Origin of the sequence: Paeniglutamicibacter psychrophenolicus, assembly GCF_030812255.1 — a bacterium.
GTDB lineage: Bacteria > Actinomycetota > Actinomycetes > Actinomycetales > Micrococcaceae > Paeniglutamicibacter > Paeniglutamicibacter psychrophenolicus_A.
Genome location: NZ_JAUSSH010000005.1, coordinates 243,796 through 262,346, shown reverse-complemented (window position 1 = coordinate 262,346; position 18,551 = coordinate 243,796). Strand labels below are relative to the sequence as shown.

Annotated in this window: 16 protein-coding genes and 1 pseudogene; 16 read left to right on the top strand and 1 reads right to left on the bottom strand. The window is 68.8% G+C overall.

All coding sequences use genetic code 11. From position 1 onward, the window contains the following. Positions 1–55 precede the first annotated feature (55 nt). The 16 genes and pseudogenes from J2T21_RS09915 (at position 56) to J2T21_RS09840 (ending at position 17,109) form a co-directional block, all read left to right on the top strand. On the top strand, positions 56–1,468 hold the full coding sequence (locus J2T21_RS09915) for an FAD-binding oxidoreductase (RefSeq protein ID WP_307580928.1): 1,413 nt from the start codon (positions 56–58) through the stop codon (positions 1,466–1,468). A gap of 593 nt (positions 1,469–2,061) precedes the next feature. Next, positions 2,062–3,636, top strand: coding sequence for an ABC transporter substrate-binding protein (locus tag J2T21_RS09910; RefSeq protein ID WP_307580926.1), 1,575 nt, complete (start codon positions 2,062–2,064; stop codon positions 3,634–3,636). Continuing rightward, positions 3,636–4,661: an ABC transporter permease gene (locus J2T21_RS09905; RefSeq protein ID WP_307580924.1), complete on the top strand. Its 1,026-nt coding sequence runs from the start codon at positions 3,636–3,638 to the stop codon at positions 4,659–4,661. The genes J2T21_RS09910 and J2T21_RS09905 overlap by 1 nt, the downstream gene beginning before the upstream one ends. Continuing rightward, positions 4,658–5,494, top strand: a complete 837-nt coding sequence (locus J2T21_RS09900) for an ABC transporter permease (protein ID WP_307580921.1) — start codon at positions 4,658–4,660, stop codon at positions 5,492–5,494. Before J2T21_RS09905 ends, J2T21_RS09900 begins: the two co-directional genes overlap by 4 nt. Further along, positions 5,491–7,302 (top strand): dipeptide ABC transporter ATP-binding protein, encoded by a 1,812-nt coding sequence (locus J2T21_RS09895; protein WP_307580919.1) that lies wholly within the window; start codon positions 5,491–5,493, stop codon positions 7,300–7,302. Before J2T21_RS09900 ends, J2T21_RS09895 begins: the two co-directional genes overlap by 4 nt. Then, the gene (locus tag J2T21_RS09890) at positions 7,299–9,380 is read left to right on the top strand and encodes a CocE/NonD family hydrolase (RefSeq protein WP_307580916.1); all 2,082 of its coding nucleotides are present in this window, start codon (positions 7,299–7,301) and stop codon (positions 9,378–9,380) included. Before J2T21_RS09895 ends, J2T21_RS09890 begins: the two co-directional genes overlap by 4 nt. Beyond that, the gene (locus J2T21_RS09885) at positions 9,347–9,988 is read left to right on the top strand and encodes a TetR/AcrR family transcriptional regulator (RefSeq protein ID WP_307580914.1); all 642 of its coding nucleotides are present in this window, start codon (positions 9,347–9,349) and stop codon (positions 9,986–9,988) included. The genes J2T21_RS09890 and J2T21_RS09885 overlap by 34 nt, the downstream gene beginning before the upstream one ends. Before the next feature lie 103 nt (positions 9,989–10,091). Continuing rightward, the gene (gene coaE / locus J2T21_RS09880; RefSeq protein ID WP_307580911.1) at positions 10,092–10,700 is read left to right on the top strand and encodes a dephospho-CoA kinase; all 609 of its coding nucleotides are present in this window, start codon (positions 10,092–10,094) and stop codon (positions 10,698–10,700) included. Next, a complete protein-coding gene (locus J2T21_RS09875; protein WP_307580909.1) occupies positions 10,690–11,016 on the top strand; it encodes a hypothetical protein in 327 nt (108 codons plus the stop codon). Before coaE ends, J2T21_RS09875 begins: the two co-directional genes overlap by 11 nt. Further along, complete coding sequence (locus J2T21_RS09870; RefSeq protein WP_307580906.1) at positions 11,013–11,537, top strand: hypothetical protein; 525 nt, start codon at positions 11,013–11,015, stop codon at positions 11,535–11,537. Before J2T21_RS09875 ends, J2T21_RS09870 begins: the two co-directional genes overlap by 4 nt. After that, entirely contained in the window at positions 11,534–13,636 is a 2,103-nt protein-coding gene (gene uvrB, locus J2T21_RS09865) for an excinuclease ABC subunit UvrB (RefSeq protein ID WP_307580904.1), read from the top strand. The genes J2T21_RS09870 and uvrB overlap by 4 nt, the downstream gene beginning before the upstream one ends. A 25-nt stretch (positions 13,637–13,661) precedes the next feature. Then, a pseudogene (locus J2T21_RS09860) lies at positions 13,662–13,820 on the top strand (helix-turn-helix domain-containing protein); the annotation flags it as partial. A gap of 184 nt (positions 13,821–14,004) precedes the next feature. Beyond that, positions 14,005–15,018, top strand: a complete 1,014-nt coding sequence (locus J2T21_RS09855) for a TerC family protein (RefSeq protein ID WP_307580902.1) — start codon at positions 14,005–14,007, stop codon at positions 15,016–15,018. A 104-nt stretch (positions 15,019–15,122) separates the two neighbouring features. Then, on the top strand, positions 15,123–16,433 hold the full coding sequence (locus tag J2T21_RS09850; protein WP_307580900.1) for an MFS transporter: 1,311 nt from the start codon (positions 15,123–15,125) through the stop codon (positions 16,431–16,433). Further along, positions 16,430–16,792, top strand: coding sequence for a DMT family transporter (locus J2T21_RS09845; RefSeq protein WP_307580898.1), 363 nt, complete (start codon positions 16,430–16,432; stop codon positions 16,790–16,792). Before J2T21_RS09850 ends, J2T21_RS09845 begins: the two co-directional genes overlap by 4 nt. Further along, positions 16,789–17,109 (top strand): DMT family transporter, encoded by a 321-nt coding sequence (locus tag J2T21_RS09840; protein WP_307580896.1) that lies wholly within the window; start codon positions 16,789–16,791, stop codon positions 17,107–17,109. The genes J2T21_RS09845 and J2T21_RS09840 overlap by 4 nt, the downstream gene beginning before the upstream one ends. A gap of 131 nt (positions 17,110–17,240) precedes the next feature. On the opposite strand, the gene J2T21_RS09835 is transcribed toward J2T21_RS09840, so the two are convergent. Further along, the gene (locus tag J2T21_RS09835) at positions 17,241–18,470 is read right to left on the bottom strand and encodes a cobalamin-independent methionine synthase II family protein (protein WP_307580893.1); all 1,230 of its coding nucleotides are present in this window, start codon (positions 18,468–18,470) and stop codon (positions 17,241–17,243) included. Between the last annotated feature and the right edge of the window lie 81 nt (positions 18,471–18,551).

The following is an 18,551-nucleotide window of genomic DNA, read 5'->3' as shown; positions in this document are numbered from 1 at the left end:
GGCCGCGCCTAGCGTGGTTCGCACCACCAACCCCCTTCACCTTCAGGAGCGAACCATGGAACCGCAGACCCTTTCCACCGAAATCGCCGCGGAGTTCTTTGCCCCGCTGCGCACCTCCCTGCGCGGGGCACTGACCCTGCCGCAGGACGCCGCCTACGACGGTGCACGTGCCGTCTACAACGGCATGGTCGACCGCCGCCCGGCCGCCATCGCGAGGGTCGCCGACACCGCGGACATCGTCGCGGCCGTGGACTTCGCCCGCGAAAACTCCCTCGGGCTCGCGGTGCGCGGCGGCGGGCACCAGGCCTCCGGGCTCTCGGTGGCCGACGACGCACTGGTCATCGACCTGGGAGCGATGCGCTCCACCACGGTGGACCCGGCGGCACACACCGTGCGGGTCGACGGCGGGGCGCTGTGGGCCGATGTCGACCACGCCACCGTGGCCTTCGGCATGGCCGTGCCCAGCGGCTTCATCGCCTCCACCGGCGTCGGGGGGCTGGCCCTGGGCGGCGGCATCGGCTACCTGACCCGGCGCTACGGGCTGACCGTGGACAACCTGCTGGCCGCCGACGTGGTGCTGGCCGACGGAACCCTGGCGAAGGCCGACGAAGTGCACAACCCCGACCTTTTCTGGGCGCTGCGCGGTGGCGGCGGGAACTTCGGCGTCGTCACCTCCTTCACCTTCCGCATGAACGAGATCGGCGAGCACGGAACGATCATCGGAGGGCCGGTGTTCTACGACCTGGCCGACGCACCGGCGGTCATGCGCTGGTACCGCGAACTGCTGCCCGCCCTGCCCGAGGAGCTCTCCGGCTGGATCGGGCTGCTCACCATCCCGCCGGCGCCTCCGTTCCCCGAGGAACTCTGGGGCCGCAAGGCCTGCGCCATCATCTGGTGCTACACCGGGGCACACGAGGTGGCCGAGAAGGTGCTGGCACCGGTGCGCGAGTTCGGCTCCCCGCTGATGGTCGGCCTGGCAGCCATGCCGTTCGACGCGCTGCAGCAGGTCTTCGACCCGCTGTTCCCGGCCGGGATGCAGTGGTACTGGCGCGCGGACTTCGTCAAGGAGATCTCCGACGCCGCGATTGAGGTCCACGCCAAGTACGGCGAGGCACTGCCCACCGGGTACTCGACCATGCACCTGTACCCGATCGACGGGGCCGCCGCGCGCGTCCCGGCCGATGCCACCGCGTTCGCCTACCGGGACGGCGGCTGGGCCGGGGTCATCGTGGGGGTCGATCCGGACCCGGCCAATGCGGAACTCATCACGCAATGGACCAAGTCCTACCACGACGCGCTGCACCCCACCACCGCCGGCGGGCCGTACGTGAACTTCATGATGGACGAGGGAACCGACCGGATCCGCGCCTCCTACCTGAACAACTACGACAGGCTGGCCCGCATCAAGGCGGTCTACGACCCGGGCAACCTGTTCCACCACAACCAGAACATCGTGCCCGCCGGCTGAGCGAGCCGGCCCTTGCCCGGTTTCCTGTCGGCCGGTGCGGACCCGGAAGCCGGGGAGATATGCCGAGGGACTGCGCGGGCAGCCGGGCGTGAAGGCGCCGACCAGGGAGTGATCGCCCCGGTCGGCGCCTTCGCGTTTGCTGCCGGCCCCGGTCGGCTGCCCCGGGGGAAGGGATCCCGCCCGCGGACGGCCGATCTTTTCGGCGCCATCGATGAACCCCATCCGCCCCTGCCCGTGCGTCCCCCGACCGGTCCGGGCGTCGCATTTCGCCGTACCGGGCCAAAGTATGCATTGACGATCGGCCGGACGCCGACGGAGGCTCCACGGTCCTCGCCGGGCATTGCCGGCCGGTGCGGGACGGCGTGCCGCCACACCGGCTCTTGGCCGCATGATCCCGGGACAGGGGCGGCATCGACGGTTTCCGATGGTTGGCCGCCGGCGTGGACTCGGCGGGAGCCGGCCGAGGCTGCCCGGGCTCCGGGCTGCGGAGCCCACCGGACGGCGTCCCGGGCAGCAAAGCGGTCCGTAATACGTTAGGTGGCCGGTGGGATGCCCCCTATCGTTCAACGGAACGATAAGAATGAAGGAGCGAAATGCCGATTTCATCATCCATGGGTCGCCGGTCCGTCCTTGTTGCAGGCATGACCCTCGGCGCGGGGGCCCTGATCGCGGGCCTGTCCGGCTGCGGCTCGTCCAACGGCGTGGCCGACATCCCGCTGGCCGCCGCGACGGGAAACGCAGCCCGCGGCCGACGCATGCGCATCGCCCGTCCCGCGGCCTCCGCCGCCGAAACGCTGGATCCGGCCAGCTCGCTGTCCGCCTACGAATACCTGGGCGCCATCTACAACCGCCTGGTGAAGCTCGACCAGCAGGGCACCACGGTCCCGGACCTCGCCTCCGAATGGTCTTCGACCCCCGACGGGAAGACCTGGACGTTCAAGCTGCGTCGCGGGGTCCGCTTCCACGACGGCCGCGTCCTGACCGCCGGCGACGTGGTCTATACCCTCGGGCACATCCTGGATCCGGCGACCGGATCCCCGCAGGCCGGGGTGCTGGCCCCGATCCTCGAGCCCTCCGGCGTCACCGCCAGCGACAGCCACACCGTCGTCTTCGCGCTGACCTCCCCGAATGCCGAGTTCCCGTCGCTGCTCACGGCCTACCAGTGCTACATCATCCCCGCCGGCTCGGCAGCCGCCATCGGCCGCACGGGCATCGGCACCGGGCCGTTTAGGCTCAGCAGCTACACCCCGGCCGGGCGCGGGAGCGTGGAGGCGTTCGCCGATCACTTTGCCGGTCCGCCGGCGTTGGACGGCATCGACTTCTACTCCGTCCAGGACACCAGTGCACGGGTCAATGCGCTGCTGGCGGGACAGATCGACCTGATCAGCCAAACCAACCTGGACTTCGCCACGGCGCGGGTGGTTGCATCCTCTCCCGTGGCCACCGTGGCACGGGCCAAGGACGCCCAGTGGTACACCATCCCGATGTTGGCCACCTCCAAGGAGTTCTCCGACCCGCTGGTCCGGCAGGCCATGAAACTGGCCTACAACCCGAAGGACATTGTCGCGACCGCACTCCAGGGCAACGGCAGCCCCGGCTGGGACAACCCCGTTCCCCCCGGGTATGCCGACGCGCTGGACTACACCCGGCCCTATGACCCGGAACAGGCCAGGGCCCTGCTGAAGCAGGCCGGGGTCGAGGGCCTGCGGATGCCGATCTACACCTCTTCCTACGACTCGGTCTTCACCCCGTTGGCCGTGGCCTACGCCGAAGCGGTGAAGCAGGCCGGCATCAATCTCACGGTTACCAGTGCGTCCTCGGATTCGTACTACACCGAGATCTGGATGAAGAAGCCGCTCTCCGTCAGCTACTGGTTCACCGGCCGGCCCGTGGACCAGCTGCTGAACCAGGTCTTCCGTTCCGGTTCCTCCTACAACGAGTCGGCCTGGTCGAACGCGGCGTTCGACCAGCTGCTCGTGGACGCGCGCCGCGAGATGAACGACGAGCGGAGGCGGGGGATCTACCAGGACGCCCAACGACTGATCATCGAGGACGGCGCCGACATGACACCCATGTTCGGCGACCGGCTGGTTGGACTCTCGCGCAAGGTCGTGAACTACTCGGAATTCGGCTTCGAATTCGACTACCTGAAGATCGGACTGAGCTGATGCCGTTATTGATCCTGCGCCGCCTGGGCAGCGCCGTCCTGACCATCGTGCTGGCCTCGTTGCTGGTCTTTCTCGCCATCCAGGCACTGCCGGGGGACGTCGTCCAGCAGATCCTGGGCCGGGATGCCACGCCCGAGGCCGTCGCCCGGATGCGCAGCGAACTGGGCCTGGACACCCCGGTCTTCCTGCGGTATGTCCAGTGGCTGTTCGGGGCGCTGCAGGGGGACTTCGGCACCTCGCTGGTCTCCGGTGAACCAGTGGGGCCGAACCTGCTGCTGCATTTCCGCAACACCTTGCTCATCGCCGTCCCGACGGTCATCATTTCGGTGACACTGTCCATCGTGCTCGGTGTCGTCGCCGGGCTGCGCCGCGGGAAGTGGGCCGACCATTCCATCTCGCTGATCTCCCTGCTGGCCATGAGCATCCCCGAATTCATGGTCGCCGCCCTGCTGGTGCTGGCCTTCGCCGTGGGCATCCCGATGTTTCCCGCCGTCGTGCTCGACGGCCCGCAGGCGAGCCTGGCCCAGCTGCTGCCCAGCATCTGGCTCCCGGTGATCGTGCTTTCCCTGGCCATGGCCGCCTACATCATCAGGATGACCCGCACCTCCACGATCGACGTGATGACCTCCGAATTCATCACCACGGCCGAGCTCAAGGGGCTGCGGCGCGCGCGGGTGGTCATGCGCCACGCGCTGCCCACCGCGTTGCTGCCGACGCTGAACGTCGTGGCCATCAACATCGCCTGGATGCTCGGCGGCGTGGTGGTGGTGGAGAACATCTTCAACTATCCCGGCATGGGGAACCTGATGCTGGAGGCGGTGTTCAACCGGGACCTGCCGGTCATCGAAGCCATCGCGGTCGTCTCGGCCGCCATCTACGTGGCCTGCAACCTGCTCGCCGACCTGACGGCCATGGCACTGGACCCCCGGCAGCGGTTCCGCCCACGGGCGCGCCGGGGCGCCGGGGCGCAACCGGGGCCGAAGGCCTCCCCGGCCATTTCCACCGTCGAACGGAGCCAACCATGAAGGCGACCCTGCGCGGGGCCGGTCCCGCATTCACCATCGGGATCGTCCTGATCCTGGGCAACGTGCTGCTGGCCCTGCTGGCACCATGGATCTCACCCTACGACCCGGTGGCCAGCGATTCCGCCGCTGCCCTGCAGGGGCCCAGCGGGGCGCACTGGCTGGGGACCGACATGTATGGCCGCGACATCCTTTCCCGCACCCTCAATGGCGGGCGCTACGCCCTGCAGGTGACGTTCCTGGCAACCACGATCGCCGTGGCCGCCGGCGCCCTGCTCGGCTGCCTGGTCGCGTATCTCGGCGGCTGGTTCGACGACGTCGTGATGCGCGTGGTCGATGCCATCCTCTCCGTGCCCACCATCCTGGCGCTGCTGGTGGTGGTCTCGGTGCTGGGCAGCGGAATGTGGGTGATCGTGTTGGCCGTCGTGGTGGTCTACACACCGGCGGTCATCCGGGTGGTGCGCGGGGCCGCCCGGTCCGTGAAATCACTGGATTACGTCACAGCGGCCAAGGCACGCGGCGAGCGTGCCGGTCCGATCGTGGTTCGGGAGATCCTGCCCAACGTGTCCGACGTGGTGCTGGTCGAATACGCCATGCGGGCCAGCTGGGTGGTGCTGCTGATTTCCACGCTGTCCTTCCTGGGCTTCGGAGCCAACCCGCCGGCCCCCGACTGGGGACTGATGGTCGCGGAGAACCGGACGGCATTGACGGTGGTCCCGTGGGCCACCCTGGGGCCCGTGGCCGCCCTGGCCAGCTTTGTCATCGGCCTCCACCTGACCTCCGACGGACTGGGCAAGCGCCTTGGCGTCGACCGCGCAATGACGGGAGTGAAATGAGTATCGAGACCGGCCTGGCCGGAGACATGGAACCGGTGGCTGCCACCGGGGACGCGGTCCGTGTTGAGAAGCTGTCCATCTCCTACCGGGCCGGCCGGGCCCTGGTGCCGGTGGCCACGGAGGTGTCCTTCGCGATTGCCGCCGGGCAGACCTTCGGACTGGTCGGTGAATCGGGCAGCGGGAAGTCGACCGTCGCGAGGACCCTGCTGGCGAAGCTGCGGGCGGGATCCAGCATCACCGGCGGTCGGGTGCTGGTCGCTGGACAGGATGTCTTCGGGCTCGACCCGGCCAGGCTGCGCGCCCTGCGCGGCGGAACCGTGGCCCTGGTCGCGCAGAACGCCGGCCAGTCGCTGACCCCCTCGATGAGGGTGGGCACGCAGATCCACGAGGCGCTGACCAGCCACGGGCTGCGCGCGGATCGCGCCGACGTGCTGCGGGCACTGGACCAGGTGCGGCTGCCGAACGTCAAGGACCTGGCCCGGCGCTACCCGCACGAGCTCTCCGGGGGCCAGCAACAACGCGTCGGCATCGCGATGGCAATCGCGGCACGGCCCTCGGTGCTGGTGCTCGACGAACCGACCACCGCCCTGGACGTGGTGACCCAGGCGGCTGTGCTGCGCCTGGTCAAGGACCTGAGCCGGGAACTGCAGACCGCCACGCTGATCGTCAGCCACGACCTGGGCGTGGTCTCGGGAATGGCCGACCAGGTCGCCGTGATGCGCCACGGAAGGATCCTGGAAAGCCGGCCAACGGCCAAGCTGTTTGCCGACCCGGAGCACGAATACACCCGACAGCTGCTGCGCGACGTTCCGACGCTGGGCGCGCGCTCCCGAGCCGAAGCGGTTGCCCCGGTGGCCGGGGGAGGGACCAACCAAGATCCAGAGCCACCCTCCGGCACCGGAAACCAGGGCAGCGATGTCCTGCTCAGCTGCGAAAACGTGAGCATTTCCTACCATGCGTCCGGACCGCCCGCGGTGGACTCGGTCGACCTGGAGATCCGGCGCGGGGAAACGCTGGCGATCGTGGGGGAATCGGGAAGCGGGAAATCGACGCTGGCCTGGTCGCTGGCCGGGCTGACGGCGGCGACCTCCGGGACCATGCGCGTGCACGGCGACACCGGGACCGGCGGGGACCTGGCACGACCGGTGGCCCGGCGCAGCCGCGAGCTGCGCCAACTGGTGCAGCTGATCTTCCAGAACGCCGACACGTCCTTGAACCCGCGCCGGAGCGTCGCTGCGGCCATCCGCCGTCCGCTGCGCCTGTTCGGCACGGTTGCGCGTGCCCGGGAGCGGGGCCGGGTCGAGGAACTGCTCACCGAGGTCGGGCTGCCGGCCAGCTTCGGCAAGCGGCTCCCGGCCCAGCTTTCCGGCGGGCAGCGCCAACGCGTGGGCATCGCCCGGGCACTGGCCGCCGCACCGGAGCTGATCATCGCCGACGAGATCACCACCGCGCTCGATGTCTCGGTGCAGGCGGACATCCTGGAGCTGTTGTCGGGGTTGCAGAAATCCCATGGCTTGAGCACGCTGTTCATCAGCCACGACCTTGCCGTCGTTGCCGATGTGGCGGACCGGGTGATGGTCATGAAGAACGGGCGGCTTCTCGAGGTCGGGGACGTGGCGGACGTCTTCTCCGGTCCCAACCACCCGTACACCGCCTCGCTGCTGGCGGCGGTCCTCGAACCCGGGGACCTGGAACTGCCGCAGTCGCCGGCCGAAGAACAGGACTGGATCGATGACAACCCCGGAGGCTGGCTCGAGCCCAGCCCCGGACACCTGATCCGCACATGGAAAGGAGCCGGGAACAGATGAAGTACATCGACCCGCTGCCGCAGGAAATCCTCGTCGAGGACGCCTGGATACCGTTGGCCGACGGCACCAGGCTGCACGCCAGGATCTGGCGCCCGCGCGATTCGGGCCGCCGCCCGGTCCCGGGACTGCTGGAGTACCTGCCCTACCGGTTGGACGACTGGACGGCGCCGCGCGACAACGAACGCCACCCCTACTATGCGGGGCACGGCTACGCCTCGGTGCGCGTGGACATCCGCGGCACCGGAAGCTCCGACGGGCTGTTCATCGACGAATACTCCGAGCAGGAACAGGCCGACGGCCTCGAGGTCATCGCCTGGATCGCCGAACAGCCCTGGTGCACCGGCTCGCTGGGGATGTTCGGCATCTCCTGGGGCGGTTTCAACTCGCTGCAACTGGCCGGACACGCCCCCGAGGCGCTCAAGGCCATCGTCACCGTTTGTTCCACCGACGACCGGTACGACAACGACGTGCACTACATGGGCGGGGCGCTGCTGGGCATCGACATGGCATCCTGGGGCGGAACGATGTTCGCCTTCAACGCCCGCCCGCCGCGGCCCGAGGTGGTCGGGGAAGCATGGGTCGGGCAGTGGCGCCAGCGGCTGGAGAACACCCGCCCGATGACCGGACAATGGCTGGAACACCAGGAACGCGACGACTACTGGCGGCAGGGCAGCGTCTGCGAGGACTATTCCTCCATCAAGGCCGCCGTGCTCGCCGTCGGCGGCTGGCACGACCCCTACCGCGATGCGGTGCTGCGCCTGGTCCAAAACCTTGATGCCCCGGTCCGCGGCATCATCGGCCCCTGGTCGCACCAGTATCCGGACCGCGGGTACGCACCGGGCCCGGGCATCAACTTCCTGCGCGAAACGCTCGCCTGGTGGGACCACTGGCTCAAGGGAATCGACAACGGCGCGGACCGCGGCCCGAAACTACTGGCCTTCCTGCCCGAGGGCGACCCGCCGGCCACCTACTACGAGCGGCGCAAGGGCCACTGGCTGGGCCTGTCCAACTGGCCGGCGCAGGAGATCCGCGGGCAACGGCACGCCCTGTCCGCGGGCAGCTGCGGCACCCCGGTCCACGACGGGGTGGCGCTCGTGCGCAGCCCGCAGCACACCGGGGCCGATGCCGGGCGGTACTTCCCGTTCGGCAACGCCACCGATCTCCCGCCGGACCAACGTGCCGAGGACGGCCGCAGCGTGTGCATCGATTTGCCGCCGGCGCCCGGTCCGGTGGGCATCCTGGGCAACCCGCGGGTGCGCCTGCGGCTGCGCGCCGACCAGTCCGAAGCCAACATCATCGCCCGGTTGTGCGATGTCGCCCCCGACGGCTCCTCGACACTGGTGACCCGCGGGGTGCTGAACCTGAACAAGCGCGAAGGCATGGACCAGGCGGTGCCGATGCCCATTGGGGAGTACGTCGACGTCGAATTCGAGATGGTCGGCATCGGCTACGTCTTTGCCCCGGGGCACACGATCCGGCTTGCGCTTTCCAGCAACTACTGGCCGTGGATCTGGCCGCCGCCGGGGGACCCGTCGCTCGAAATCGAGCTGGCAGCCAGCTCGCTCGAGCTTCCGGTCCTGGGAGCCGACGCGGCCGCCCTGGCCACCGAATCCGGTCTCATCGAGGGGGTCGGGTTCGGCGAGCCGGAGCAGTCCCCGCGGCTTCCGGTGGACTACCTGGAGAACGATGCCGGGCAGGCCGATCCGGCGTTCGTCGCCGGATCCCAGCGCAGCGTGGGCCACGACGTGGAATCCGGGACGTGGGTGCTGGACGTGGACCCGGGCTACGGGGGGTCGCGCCGCTACCCCGACGGGCTGGTCTTCACCGAATACAGCCGCGAGACCTACACGATCCGCGACGGCGACCCGCTCAGCGGCCAGGCCCGCTCGGCGTGGTCGATCGGGCTTGCCAACGAGGGCTGGTCAGCCAGGCTGGAAACCCATTCGGTGCTGGGGGCCGACGCGGGCAACTTCCTGCTGACCAACACCGTCACCGCGTGGGCGACCGTGGGCAATGCGGAAGAGGAGCTGGTTGCGGAGCGGGAATGGACGGAAACCATTCCGCGGACCTCCACGTGAGCCGGCGTCGGCTGGCGCCGGCGCAGCGCCGTGCCCTGATTGCCGAGGCGGCCCGGCAGGCGATCCTGCGCGACGGTTTGCGCCGTACCGGGCTGCGGGAGATTGCCCGGGAGGCGCAGACCTCGGTGGGAACGGTGACCTACCATTTCGCGGGCATCCACGAGATATTTGCCGAAGCGGCGGTGCTCGAAATGGATTGGTTCTACACCCCCCTGGTGGCGGCCGCGGACGCCGAAAACGACGCGACGCGTGCCCTGCTGCTGCTGGTCGATCCGCTGTTCGACGGGTCGGAGGAAAGCCTGCGGCACTGGCGCTTCTGGTCGGATTACTGGAGCGAGTCCGCCCGTTTCCCGGACCCTCCGGCAGGGGACTACGGCCGGTTGCATTTGTGGCGGTCCGGGTGCGAGCGAACCATCCGACGCGGCATCGGCGATGGAACCTTCCGCGCTGACACCGATCCACGCTCGGTGGCCGTGAAAACCTCGGCCTATGTGGACGGGATTTCCACGCAACTCAGCCTCGGTGCCCCGGGGCTCGACCACGACCTGGCCGGGGAATGGGTGCGGCAATTCCTGCGGGCCGAGCTGGGAGCGGCGTTCGAAGCCTGACGGTTGCCCCCGAGGCCGCTGCCTTCCGGACCCTCCGGAAGGCGGCCTGCCAACACCCCGCGCCGCGGACCGCTGCCGTGCCGGCCTGTCGTAGGCTAGGTGCATGCTCAATGTTGGCCTGACAGGCGGTATCGCCGCCGGGAAGTCCGCTGTCGCCAGGATGCTGGTGGACCGCGGCGCGGTGCTCATCGACGCCGACGCGATCGCCCGGGCCGTCGTGGCACCCGGAACCCCGGGGCTGGAGGCGGTCGTTGCCGCCTTCGGCGCCGGCATCCTGGGTCCCGACGGCTCCCTGGACCGCCCCGCGCTCGGCGCGCTGGTCTTCGCCGACGCGGCGGCCCGCGAAAAACTGAACTCCATCGTCCACCCGCTGGTGCGCGCCGAGGCCGCCCGCCTGCGCGCGGCCGCACCCGCGGGCGCGGTGATCGTCCAGGACATCCCGCTGTTGGTGGAAACCGGCCAGGGGCGGGACTTCGACAAGGTCCTGGTGGTGGCCGCACCGCTGGCCGAACGCCTGCGGCGCATGGTCGAGGACCGGGGGATGGCCGAGGCCGACGCCCTGGCGCGGATCGCCGCGCAGGCCACCGACGAAGAACGCGCGGCGGCCGCCGACGCGGTGATCCACAATTCGGGCACACTGGAACAGCTGAAGCAACGCGTCAACGAGATCTGGGAGACCCATATTGCCCCATTCACCAGCCATGCCCACTGAGGACGACGCGGCGAAGGCCGGGTTCGCCGCACGCTTGGAGGCCGAGGAGGCCAAGGCCCGCACCGAGATGCGCATCATCCGCATCCTGTGGGTGCTGGCCGCCGCGAGCCTCGGAGTCGCCGTGCTCCTCTGGCTGGGCTTCGGCGGGCGCGACCAATACATCGCCCGTACCTCCGGCTACGACGCGCAGGTGCTGCTTCCGGCCTGGCTCGCGCTTGCCGGCCTGCTCTCCGCCGCCGCGGCCACGGTGATTGGCGTGATCCGGCTGATGCGCGGCGCGCTGGGCAACATCCTGCAGAAGCAGGCACGCAAGTGAACACCGCGCTGGTTGCCGAATCCTTCCTCCGGCACGAACCGGCCGAGGGCACCACGGCCCACCTGGTGAGCATCCAGCGGGATCCCGGGCTCGCCGCAACGCTGGAGGGCACCCTGGGAGCGGTCCAGCTGCGCTACCACTCGCTGCAGCTCATTCCCGTGGACCTGGTCGACGACCTGCCCGGGATCTGGAATGCGCTGCTGGATGCCGTGGACGGCTTCCTCGCCGAGGGCAGGGCCGAGGTGCCCTACCCGACCCTCGAGGCGCAGATCCTGCTGGAGCGCAGCGGAAACCTCACCAAGTTCACCGCCGGGAAGGTCCGCCACATCGTGGACGCCGGCGAACTGGTCGACGGCATCCTGGACGGGGCCGAGGCGTACTTCGGCTTCGCGCCGGCCGCGGACCCGGCGGCGACCGGGAACATCGAGAGGCTGCGCACCCGGGCCGCGGCGGCCGGCCTTTGCGCCCAAGGCGAGCGGGCATCCAAACCATCGGCACCAGGGCGTAGCCTAGGAACATGAGTCTTGCGCAGCAAATCAACCGCGTCGTTGCCCCCTTCGAGGTCATCAGCGAGTTCACGCCCGCCGGCGACCAGCCCACGGCCATCAAGGAGCTCACCGAACGGATCAACGCCGGCGAAAAGGACGTGGTGCTGCTCGGCGCCACCGGCACCGGCAAGTCCGCCACCACCGCCTGGCTCATCGAACAGGTGCAGCGCCCCACCCTGGTGATGGTGCAGAACAAGACGCTGGCCGCGCAGCTGGCCAACGAGTTCCGCGAGCTGCTGCCCAACAACGCGGTCGAGTACTTCGTCTCCTACTACGACTACTACCAGCCCGAGGCCTACGTCCCGCAGACCGACACCTTCATCGAGAAGGACTCCTCCATCAACGAGGAGGTCGAACGGCTGCGCCACTCCGCCACCAACGCGCTGCTCACCCGACGCGACGTCATCGTCGTCGCCACCGTCTCCTGCATCTACGGCCTGGGCACCCCCGAGGAATACGTCGCGGGCATGGTCACCCTGAAAAAGGGCATGGAACTGAACCGCGACGACCTGTTGCGCAAGTTCGTCTCCATGCAATACGCGCGCAACGACATGGACTTCCACCGCGGCACCTTCCGCGTGCGCGGGGACACCGTGGAAATCATCCCGATGTACGAGGAGCAGGCGCTGCGCATCGAGTTCTTCGGCGACGAGATCGAGTCGATCCACACGCTGCACCCGGTCACCGGCGAGGTGATCCGCGAGGAAAACGAGATGTACGTCTTCCCCGCCAGCCACTACGTCGCCGGAGCCGACCGGATGAGCCGGGCCGTGAAGGACATCGAGGACGAGCTGCAGCAGCGCCTGTCCACCCTGGAGTCGCAGAACAAGCTGGTGGAGGCCCAGCGGCTGCGCATGCGCACCACCTACGACCTGGAGATGATGGAGCAGATGGGGTTCTGCAACGGCATCGAGAACTACTCCAGGCACATCGACGACCGCGCCGCCGGCACCGCCCCGCATTGCCTCATCGACTACTTCCCCGACGACTTCCTGCTGGTCATCGACGAATCCCACGTCACCGTCCCGCAGATCGGCGCGATGTACGAGGGGGACATGTCGCGCAAGCGCACCCTGGTGGAGCACGGCTTCCGGCTGCCCTCCGCGATGGACAACCGCCCGCTGAAGTGGGACGAGTTCCTCGAGCGCATCGGGCAGACCGTCTACCTCTCGGCGACCCCGGGCAAGTACGAGCTCGGCAAGGCCGACGGCGTGGTCCAGCAGATCATCCGCCCCACCGGACTGATCGACCCGGAGATCATCGTCAAGCCGACCAAGGGGCAGATCGACGACCTGCTCGACGAGATCCGTGCCCGCGTGGAGCGCAACGAGCGCATCCTGGTCACCACGCTGACCAAGCGCATGGCCGAGGACCTCACCGACTACTTCACCGAGCACGGCGTGCGGGTCCAGTACCTGCACTCGGACGTGGACACGCTGCGCCGCGTGGAACTGCTGCGCGAGCTGCGCATGGGCCTGTTCGACGTGCTGGTGGGCATCAACCTGCTGCGCGAGGGCCTGGACCTGCCCGAGGTTTCCCTCGTGGCGATCCTGGACGCGGACAAGCAGGGCTTCCTGCGCTCGGCGACCTCGCTGATCCAGACCATCGGCCGCGCCGCCCGAAACGTCGACGGCCAGGTGCACATGTACGCGGACAAGATCACCGACGCCATGGCCCAGGCCATCGAGGAAACCAACCGCCGCCGCGAGGTGCAGCAGAAATACAACAAGGACCACGGCGTGGATCCGCAGCCGCTGCGCAAGAAGATCGCCGACATCACCGATTCGCTGGCCCGCGAGGACGCCGACACCCAGGAGCTGCTGAACAACCAGCGCCTGGCCAAGAACGCCAAGCGTTCGAGCGCCGGCACCAAGAAGGCCCACGCGACGGTGCGCGCCGACGGCCTGGCCGCCGCCCCGGCGGAGAACCTGGTGGAGATGATCGAGCAGATGACCGAGCAAATGCACGCCGCGGCCGCCGAGCTGCACTTCGAGGTTGCCGCCCGGCTGCGCGACGAAGTTTCGGAGCTGAAGAAGGAACTGCGCCAGATGAAGAACGCGGGCCACGCGTAACCGGGCGGGGCAGAGCCGGCGTGTCGACGTCACCGTGGCGAACCTCTCGGTGCCCAGGGACCGCCGGGCAAGGGCCGTGCGCTTCAGCACGCTCTCGGCGATCTGCCGGGAACTTGGCTGCCAACCGGGGGACCTGCTGGCCTTCGACGGGGCCGGTGAAACCGTAGGTCATTCACGAGACTGAAACATGGATGAGTTAGACTGTTCCAAGCGTAGGGGAGTATCCCACTTGTGCTGTGGTCGTCAACACGCGAGGCATCGATGCCTCGCCGGGCACAGCGGTCGTCCCAATCTGAGCGGACGGCGGAGAGACTTGCGGTAATTCCACGTACCCCGTTTTGAAAGGCCCCACATTGGGAAACCACGGCTTGTCGCTGCAGTTTGAGATTATCTCGCTCGCGGCATTGTGCATCATTCTTCTTCTTGACCTGCTGTATGTCGTCAAGAAACCACACGAACCCTCGATGAAGGAATCCGGCCTCTGGGTCGGTTTCTACGTCACCCTCGCCCTGATCTTCGGCGCCGTCGTCTGGTGGCAGGCGGGCCCGGACATCGGCCAGCAATTCATTGCCGGCTGGGTCACCGAATACTCGCTGAGCATCGACAACCTGTTCGTGTTCATCATCATCATGGCCCGCTTCTCGGTGCCGCGGAAATACCAGCAGGAAGTGTTGATGTTCGGCATCATCATTGCCCTGATCCTGCGCGGCATCTTCATCATCCTCGGTGCCGCAGTCATCGAAAACTACTCGTGGGTCTTCTACATCTTCGGTGCCTTCCTGCTGTGGACCGCCTGGAAGCAGGCCACCGACAAGGGCGAGGACGAGTCCGACGGCGCCAACAGCGGCATCGTCTACAAGCTGACCAAGAACCTGCCGATCTCCAAGGAATTCGACGGCAACAAGCTGCGCACCACCATCGACGGCAAGAAGATGTTCACCCCGATGGTCATGGTCTTCGTGACCATCGGCATGACCGACCTGCTCTTCGCGGTCGACTCGATCCCGGCGATCTTCGGCCTGACCCAGTCCCCGTTCATCGTCTTCACCGCGAACCTGTTCGCGCTGATGGGCCTGCGCCAGCTGTACTTCCTGCTCGGTGGCCTGATGGACCGCCTGGTCTACCTCAAGCACGCACTGTCGATCATCCTGGCCTTCATCGGCATCAAGCTGGTCTTCCACGCCATGCACGTGAACGAACTGCCGTTCATCAACGGCGGCCAGCCGATCACCTGGGTCCCGGATTTCTCCATCACCGTCTCGCTGGTGGTCATCCTGGGCACGGTCGTCATCGCGACCGTCGCCTCGCTGCTCTCCCCGGCCGGCCGCCGCGCCGCCGCCGAGCACAAGGCCGAACAGGCAGCCAAGAAGGACAGCGAGTAACCTCGCGCCTCCCACGCTGCACCCGCTCGGGGTCCGTCTTCCGTTGTTTCGGAAGGACGGGCCCCGAGCCTCGTTAAGGACCGCGACGTTGCTAGGCTGGGCGGGTGAACACAACCCCGGCCCCAACCTCCATCCATCCCGCGCCCGAGCGGGTGCGCGCCCAACGCCGCACCGTGGCCACGCTCTCGGTGTCCCAGCTGCTCAGTGGCGTGGGCAACGGCGCCGGGCTGGCCATCGGATCGCTCATGGCCGTGGAGCTGACCGGATCCAACGCCTTCGCCGGGGCGGCAACCACCGCGATCTCCGTCGCCGGCGCACTCAGTGCGCTGCCGCTGGCAGCCCTGGCCGTGAAGCGCGGGCGCCGCAGGGCGCTGTCCCTGGGCTACCTCCTGGCCGCGCTTGGCGCCGTCGGGATGATGCTGGCCCCGGTGCTTGGTTCCTTCCCGGTGCTGCTGCTCGGGGCCGCGCTGCTGGGCGTGGGCTCGGCGGCGAACCTGCAGGCCCGCTTCGCCGCCACCGACCTGGCCGCCGACGCCACCCGCGGGCGCGACCTGGGACTGGTGGTCTGGGCCATCACCATCGGCGCGGTCGCCGGCCCGAACCTCATCGGACCGGGATCTGCGCTGGGCGGGCAATTCGGCCTGCCGCCGATGAGCGGGCCCTTCCTCTTCTCCCTGGCCGGCATGCTGCTGGCCATCCTGGTGCTGAACATCGGGCTGCGCCCGGACCCCATCGACCTCGCCCGCGCCTGGGATGCGGCCGACGGCGTGCCCCCGCACCCCGTCGCGACCGGCAGGCGCCGCGGGTCGATGGCCACCGGGCTGTCGGCGGTGCGGGCCTCGAAAGGTGCGACCCTGGGCATTGCCACCATCGTGGTCGCCCACCTGGTGATGGTCGGGGTCATGTCGATGACCCCGGTGCACCTCAAGGACCTGGCCGCCACCCCCGGGCACGAAATGCACGGGGGCAGCGCCGACATCCTGATCGTCATCGGCTTCGTCATCTCCCTGCACATCGCCGGGATGTATGCACTCTCCCCGTTCATCGGGGCGTGGGCGGATAGGATGGGCCAGCCGCGGATGATGCTGGCAGGCATGGCGGTGCTGGTGGCGGCCGTGCTGGTCGCCGGACTCGGCGCCGAATCCCGCGCCGCGGTCACGGTCGCGCTGGTGCTGCTGGGCCTGGGCTGGTCGATGTCGACGGTCTCCGGCTCCGCGTTCCTGGCCGAGCGGGTGGACCGTCCCCGCCGCGTGCTGGTCCAGGGCGTCTCCGACACCCTCATGGGTGCGGCCGGGGCACTGGGAGCCGCCGGATCCGGGGTGCTGCTGGCCACGCTGGGCTTCGCCGGCCTGGGCTACCTGTGCCTGGGCTTCATCCTGGTCGTCGCGTTCTTCTGCGTGCGCGAACTCAAGTGAACAAGTGGTTCCTGCTCTCGCTGGCCATCGCCACCGAGGTCACCGCGACCCTCGCGCTGAAGGCCGCGCTGGGGGCGCCGTGGTGGTACGCGGTCGTGGTGCTGGGCTACGCCGGCGCTTTCACCTGCCTGGCGCTGGCCATGCGCGCGGGCCTGGGACTCGGGGTCGCCTACGGCATCTGGGGCGCCCTCGGGGTGGCGTTGACCGCCGTCCTGGCGATGCTGCTTTTTGCCGAGGCGCTCACCCCGCTGATGTTCCTTGGCCTGGGAGTCATCATTGCCGGGGTCGTCCTGGTGGAATTCGGGTCCCAGCACGCCCTGCGCCAACGGGCCCCCGGGACGCGGGAACGTACATCATGATGTGGCTTTTCCTGGGAACCGCGATCATCGCCGAGGTCGGCGCGACGATGTCGCTGCGGGCAACGCTCACCGGCTCCCGGGCCTGGTACCTCCCGGTGGCCGCCGGCTACCTGCTGGCCTTCACCATGCTGTCGCTGGCGCTGCGCGCCGGGATGGGCATCGGGGTGGCGTACGGGATCTGGGCGGCCGCGGGGGTGGCGGTCACCGCGGTGCTGGGCAAGTGGATCTTCAAGGAACCGCTGACGCTCCTGATGACCGCCGGGATCGTGCTGATCGTCGGCGGGGTGCTGCTGGTGGAGCTCGGCTCCCCGGTTTAGCGGAGCCCCGGCTCCAGCAGGCTGCTGGCGGTGTCCGGCAGCGATTCGGCCACCGGCCGCGGGAGGCCTGCCCGCGGACAAAAGCCGCCGCACGCTGGTGCGTGCGGCGGCTTCCGTGGTGGTGCCCGGGATCAGGCGATGACCTCGGCACCCTTCCACAGGCGCTGGGTGGCCAGTGCCGCGCCGGCGCCAAGGGCCTCGAGCTTGGCCATGGCGATCTGCGGGTGGACGCGCCCGCCCAGGCCGCAGTCGGTGGACGCGATCACGTTCTCGCGGCCGACCAGGTTCGCGAAGCGCTCGATGCGGTCGGCGACCAGCTCCGGGTGCTCGACCACGTTGGTGGCATGCGAGACGACGCCGGGGACCAGGATCTTTCCCTCGGGCAGTGCCCGGTCCTCCCAGATGCGCCATTCGTGCTCGTGGCGCACGTTCCCGGCCTCGAAGGAGACCATGTTGGCGTTGATGCGCAGCACCGGGTCCAGGATGTCGGCGAACGGGATATCGGTGGTGTGCGGGCCGTGCCAGGAGCCCCAGCATACGTGCAGCCGGATCCGCTCGGCGGGCAGCCCGCGCAGCGCGTGGTTGGTGGCCTCCACGCGCAGCTCCAGGAACTTCAGGTAGTCCTCCAGGCTCGGCTCCGGGTTGATTTGGTCCCAGGACTCGGCCAGCGACGGGTCGTCGATCTGCAAGATGAGCCCGGCATCGAGGATCGCCTTGTACTCCTCACGCATGGCATCAGCGGCCGCGAAGAGGTATTCCTCGTCGCTGGCGTAGAAGTCGTTGGCCAGCCGCGCGCAGGAAGCGGGGGAAAGCGCCGCGAGGAAGCCCTCCTCGGTGCCCGTGGCCGCCATGGCGGTCTTCAGGTTCCTGATGTCCGAGGCGACCAGGTCGTGCCCGATGTAGGTCAGTGGCGCGACGACCTTCGGCTGCGTGGTCGCCTTGCGGTGCGCGAGGATCCCGGAAGCCGGATCGGCGTACGCCTCGGCGAAGGCCCGGCGGTCGCGGCGGTCCGGGAAGGAGGTGAGCACCACGTTGCCGGGGGACGAACGGTTGACCGTGGTCTCGGCCCAGCGGTCGACGATGGTTTCCTGCAGCCCGCCGAGGCGGGCGAAGGAGTAGTTCCACCAGGCGCCGAAGTCGACGGCGGAGGACATGGTGTGCCCGAATTCGCCGTCGTTGGGGATGTCGATGCCCAGCTCGCGCTGCCTGGCCACGATGCCCGTGACCGAGGTTTCGAGCAATTCGAGGAATTTCTCGCTGACCCCGTCGCGTTCCCTGGCCTCGTTGGCGGCCAGCAGCGCGTCGGTGCGCGGCAACGAGCCGGCGTGGGTGGTGCGGATGTGGCTGGTGTTAAGGGACATGGGCAATTGCCTACTTTCCATCGGTCCTGGCAGTAGCACCGTTGCCGGCCCGACGGGGTCCCGTCGGCGGGGCGGGTTGCT

What these genes read in the sequence shown, in the direction of transcription:
- J2T21_RS09905 (WP_307580924.1), top strand. Translation starts at nt 3,636, where the DNA reads ATGCCGTTATTGATCCTGCGCCGCCTGGGCAGCGCCGTCCTGACCATC.
- J2T21_RS09885 (WP_307580914.1), top strand. Translation starts at nt 9,347, where the DNA reads ATGGACGGAAACCATTCCGCGGACCTCCACGTGAGCCGGCGTCGGCTG.
- J2T21_RS09835 (WP_307580893.1), bottom strand. Translation starts at nt 18,470, where the DNA reads ATGTCCCTTAACACCAGCCACATCCGCACCACCCACGCCGGCTCGTTG.
- J2T21_RS09915 (WP_307580928.1), top strand. Translation starts at nt 56, where the DNA reads ATGGAACCGCAGACCCTTTCCACCGAAATCGCCGCGGAGTTCTTTGCC.
- J2T21_RS09875 (WP_307580909.1), top strand. Translation starts at nt 10,690, where the DNA reads ATGCCCACTGAGGACGACGCGGCGAAGGCCGGGTTCGCCGCACGCTTG.
- uvrB (WP_307580904.1), top strand. Translation starts at nt 11,534, where the DNA reads ATGAGTCTTGCGCAGCAAATCAACCGCGTCGTTGCCCCCTTCGAGGTC.
- J2T21_RS09900 (WP_307580921.1), top strand. Translation starts at nt 4,658, where the DNA reads ATGAAGGCGACCCTGCGCGGGGCCGGTCCCGCATTCACCATCGGGATC.
- J2T21_RS09890 (WP_307580916.1), top strand. Translation starts at nt 7,299, where the DNA reads ATGAAGTACATCGACCCGCTGCCGCAGGAAATCCTCGTCGAGGACGCC.
- coaE (WP_307580911.1), top strand. Translation starts at nt 10,092, where the DNA reads ATGCTCAATGTTGGCCTGACAGGCGGTATCGCCGCCGGGAAGTCCGCT.
- J2T21_RS09840 (WP_307580896.1), top strand. Translation starts at nt 16,789, where the DNA reads ATGATGTGGCTTTTCCTGGGAACCGCGATCATCGCCGAGGTCGGCGCG.
- J2T21_RS09910 (WP_307580926.1), top strand. Translation starts at nt 2,062, where the DNA reads ATGCCGATTTCATCATCCATGGGTCGCCGGTCCGTCCTTGTTGCAGGC.
- J2T21_RS09895 (WP_307580919.1), top strand. Translation starts at nt 5,491, where the DNA reads ATGAGTATCGAGACCGGCCTGGCCGGAGACATGGAACCGGTGGCTGCC.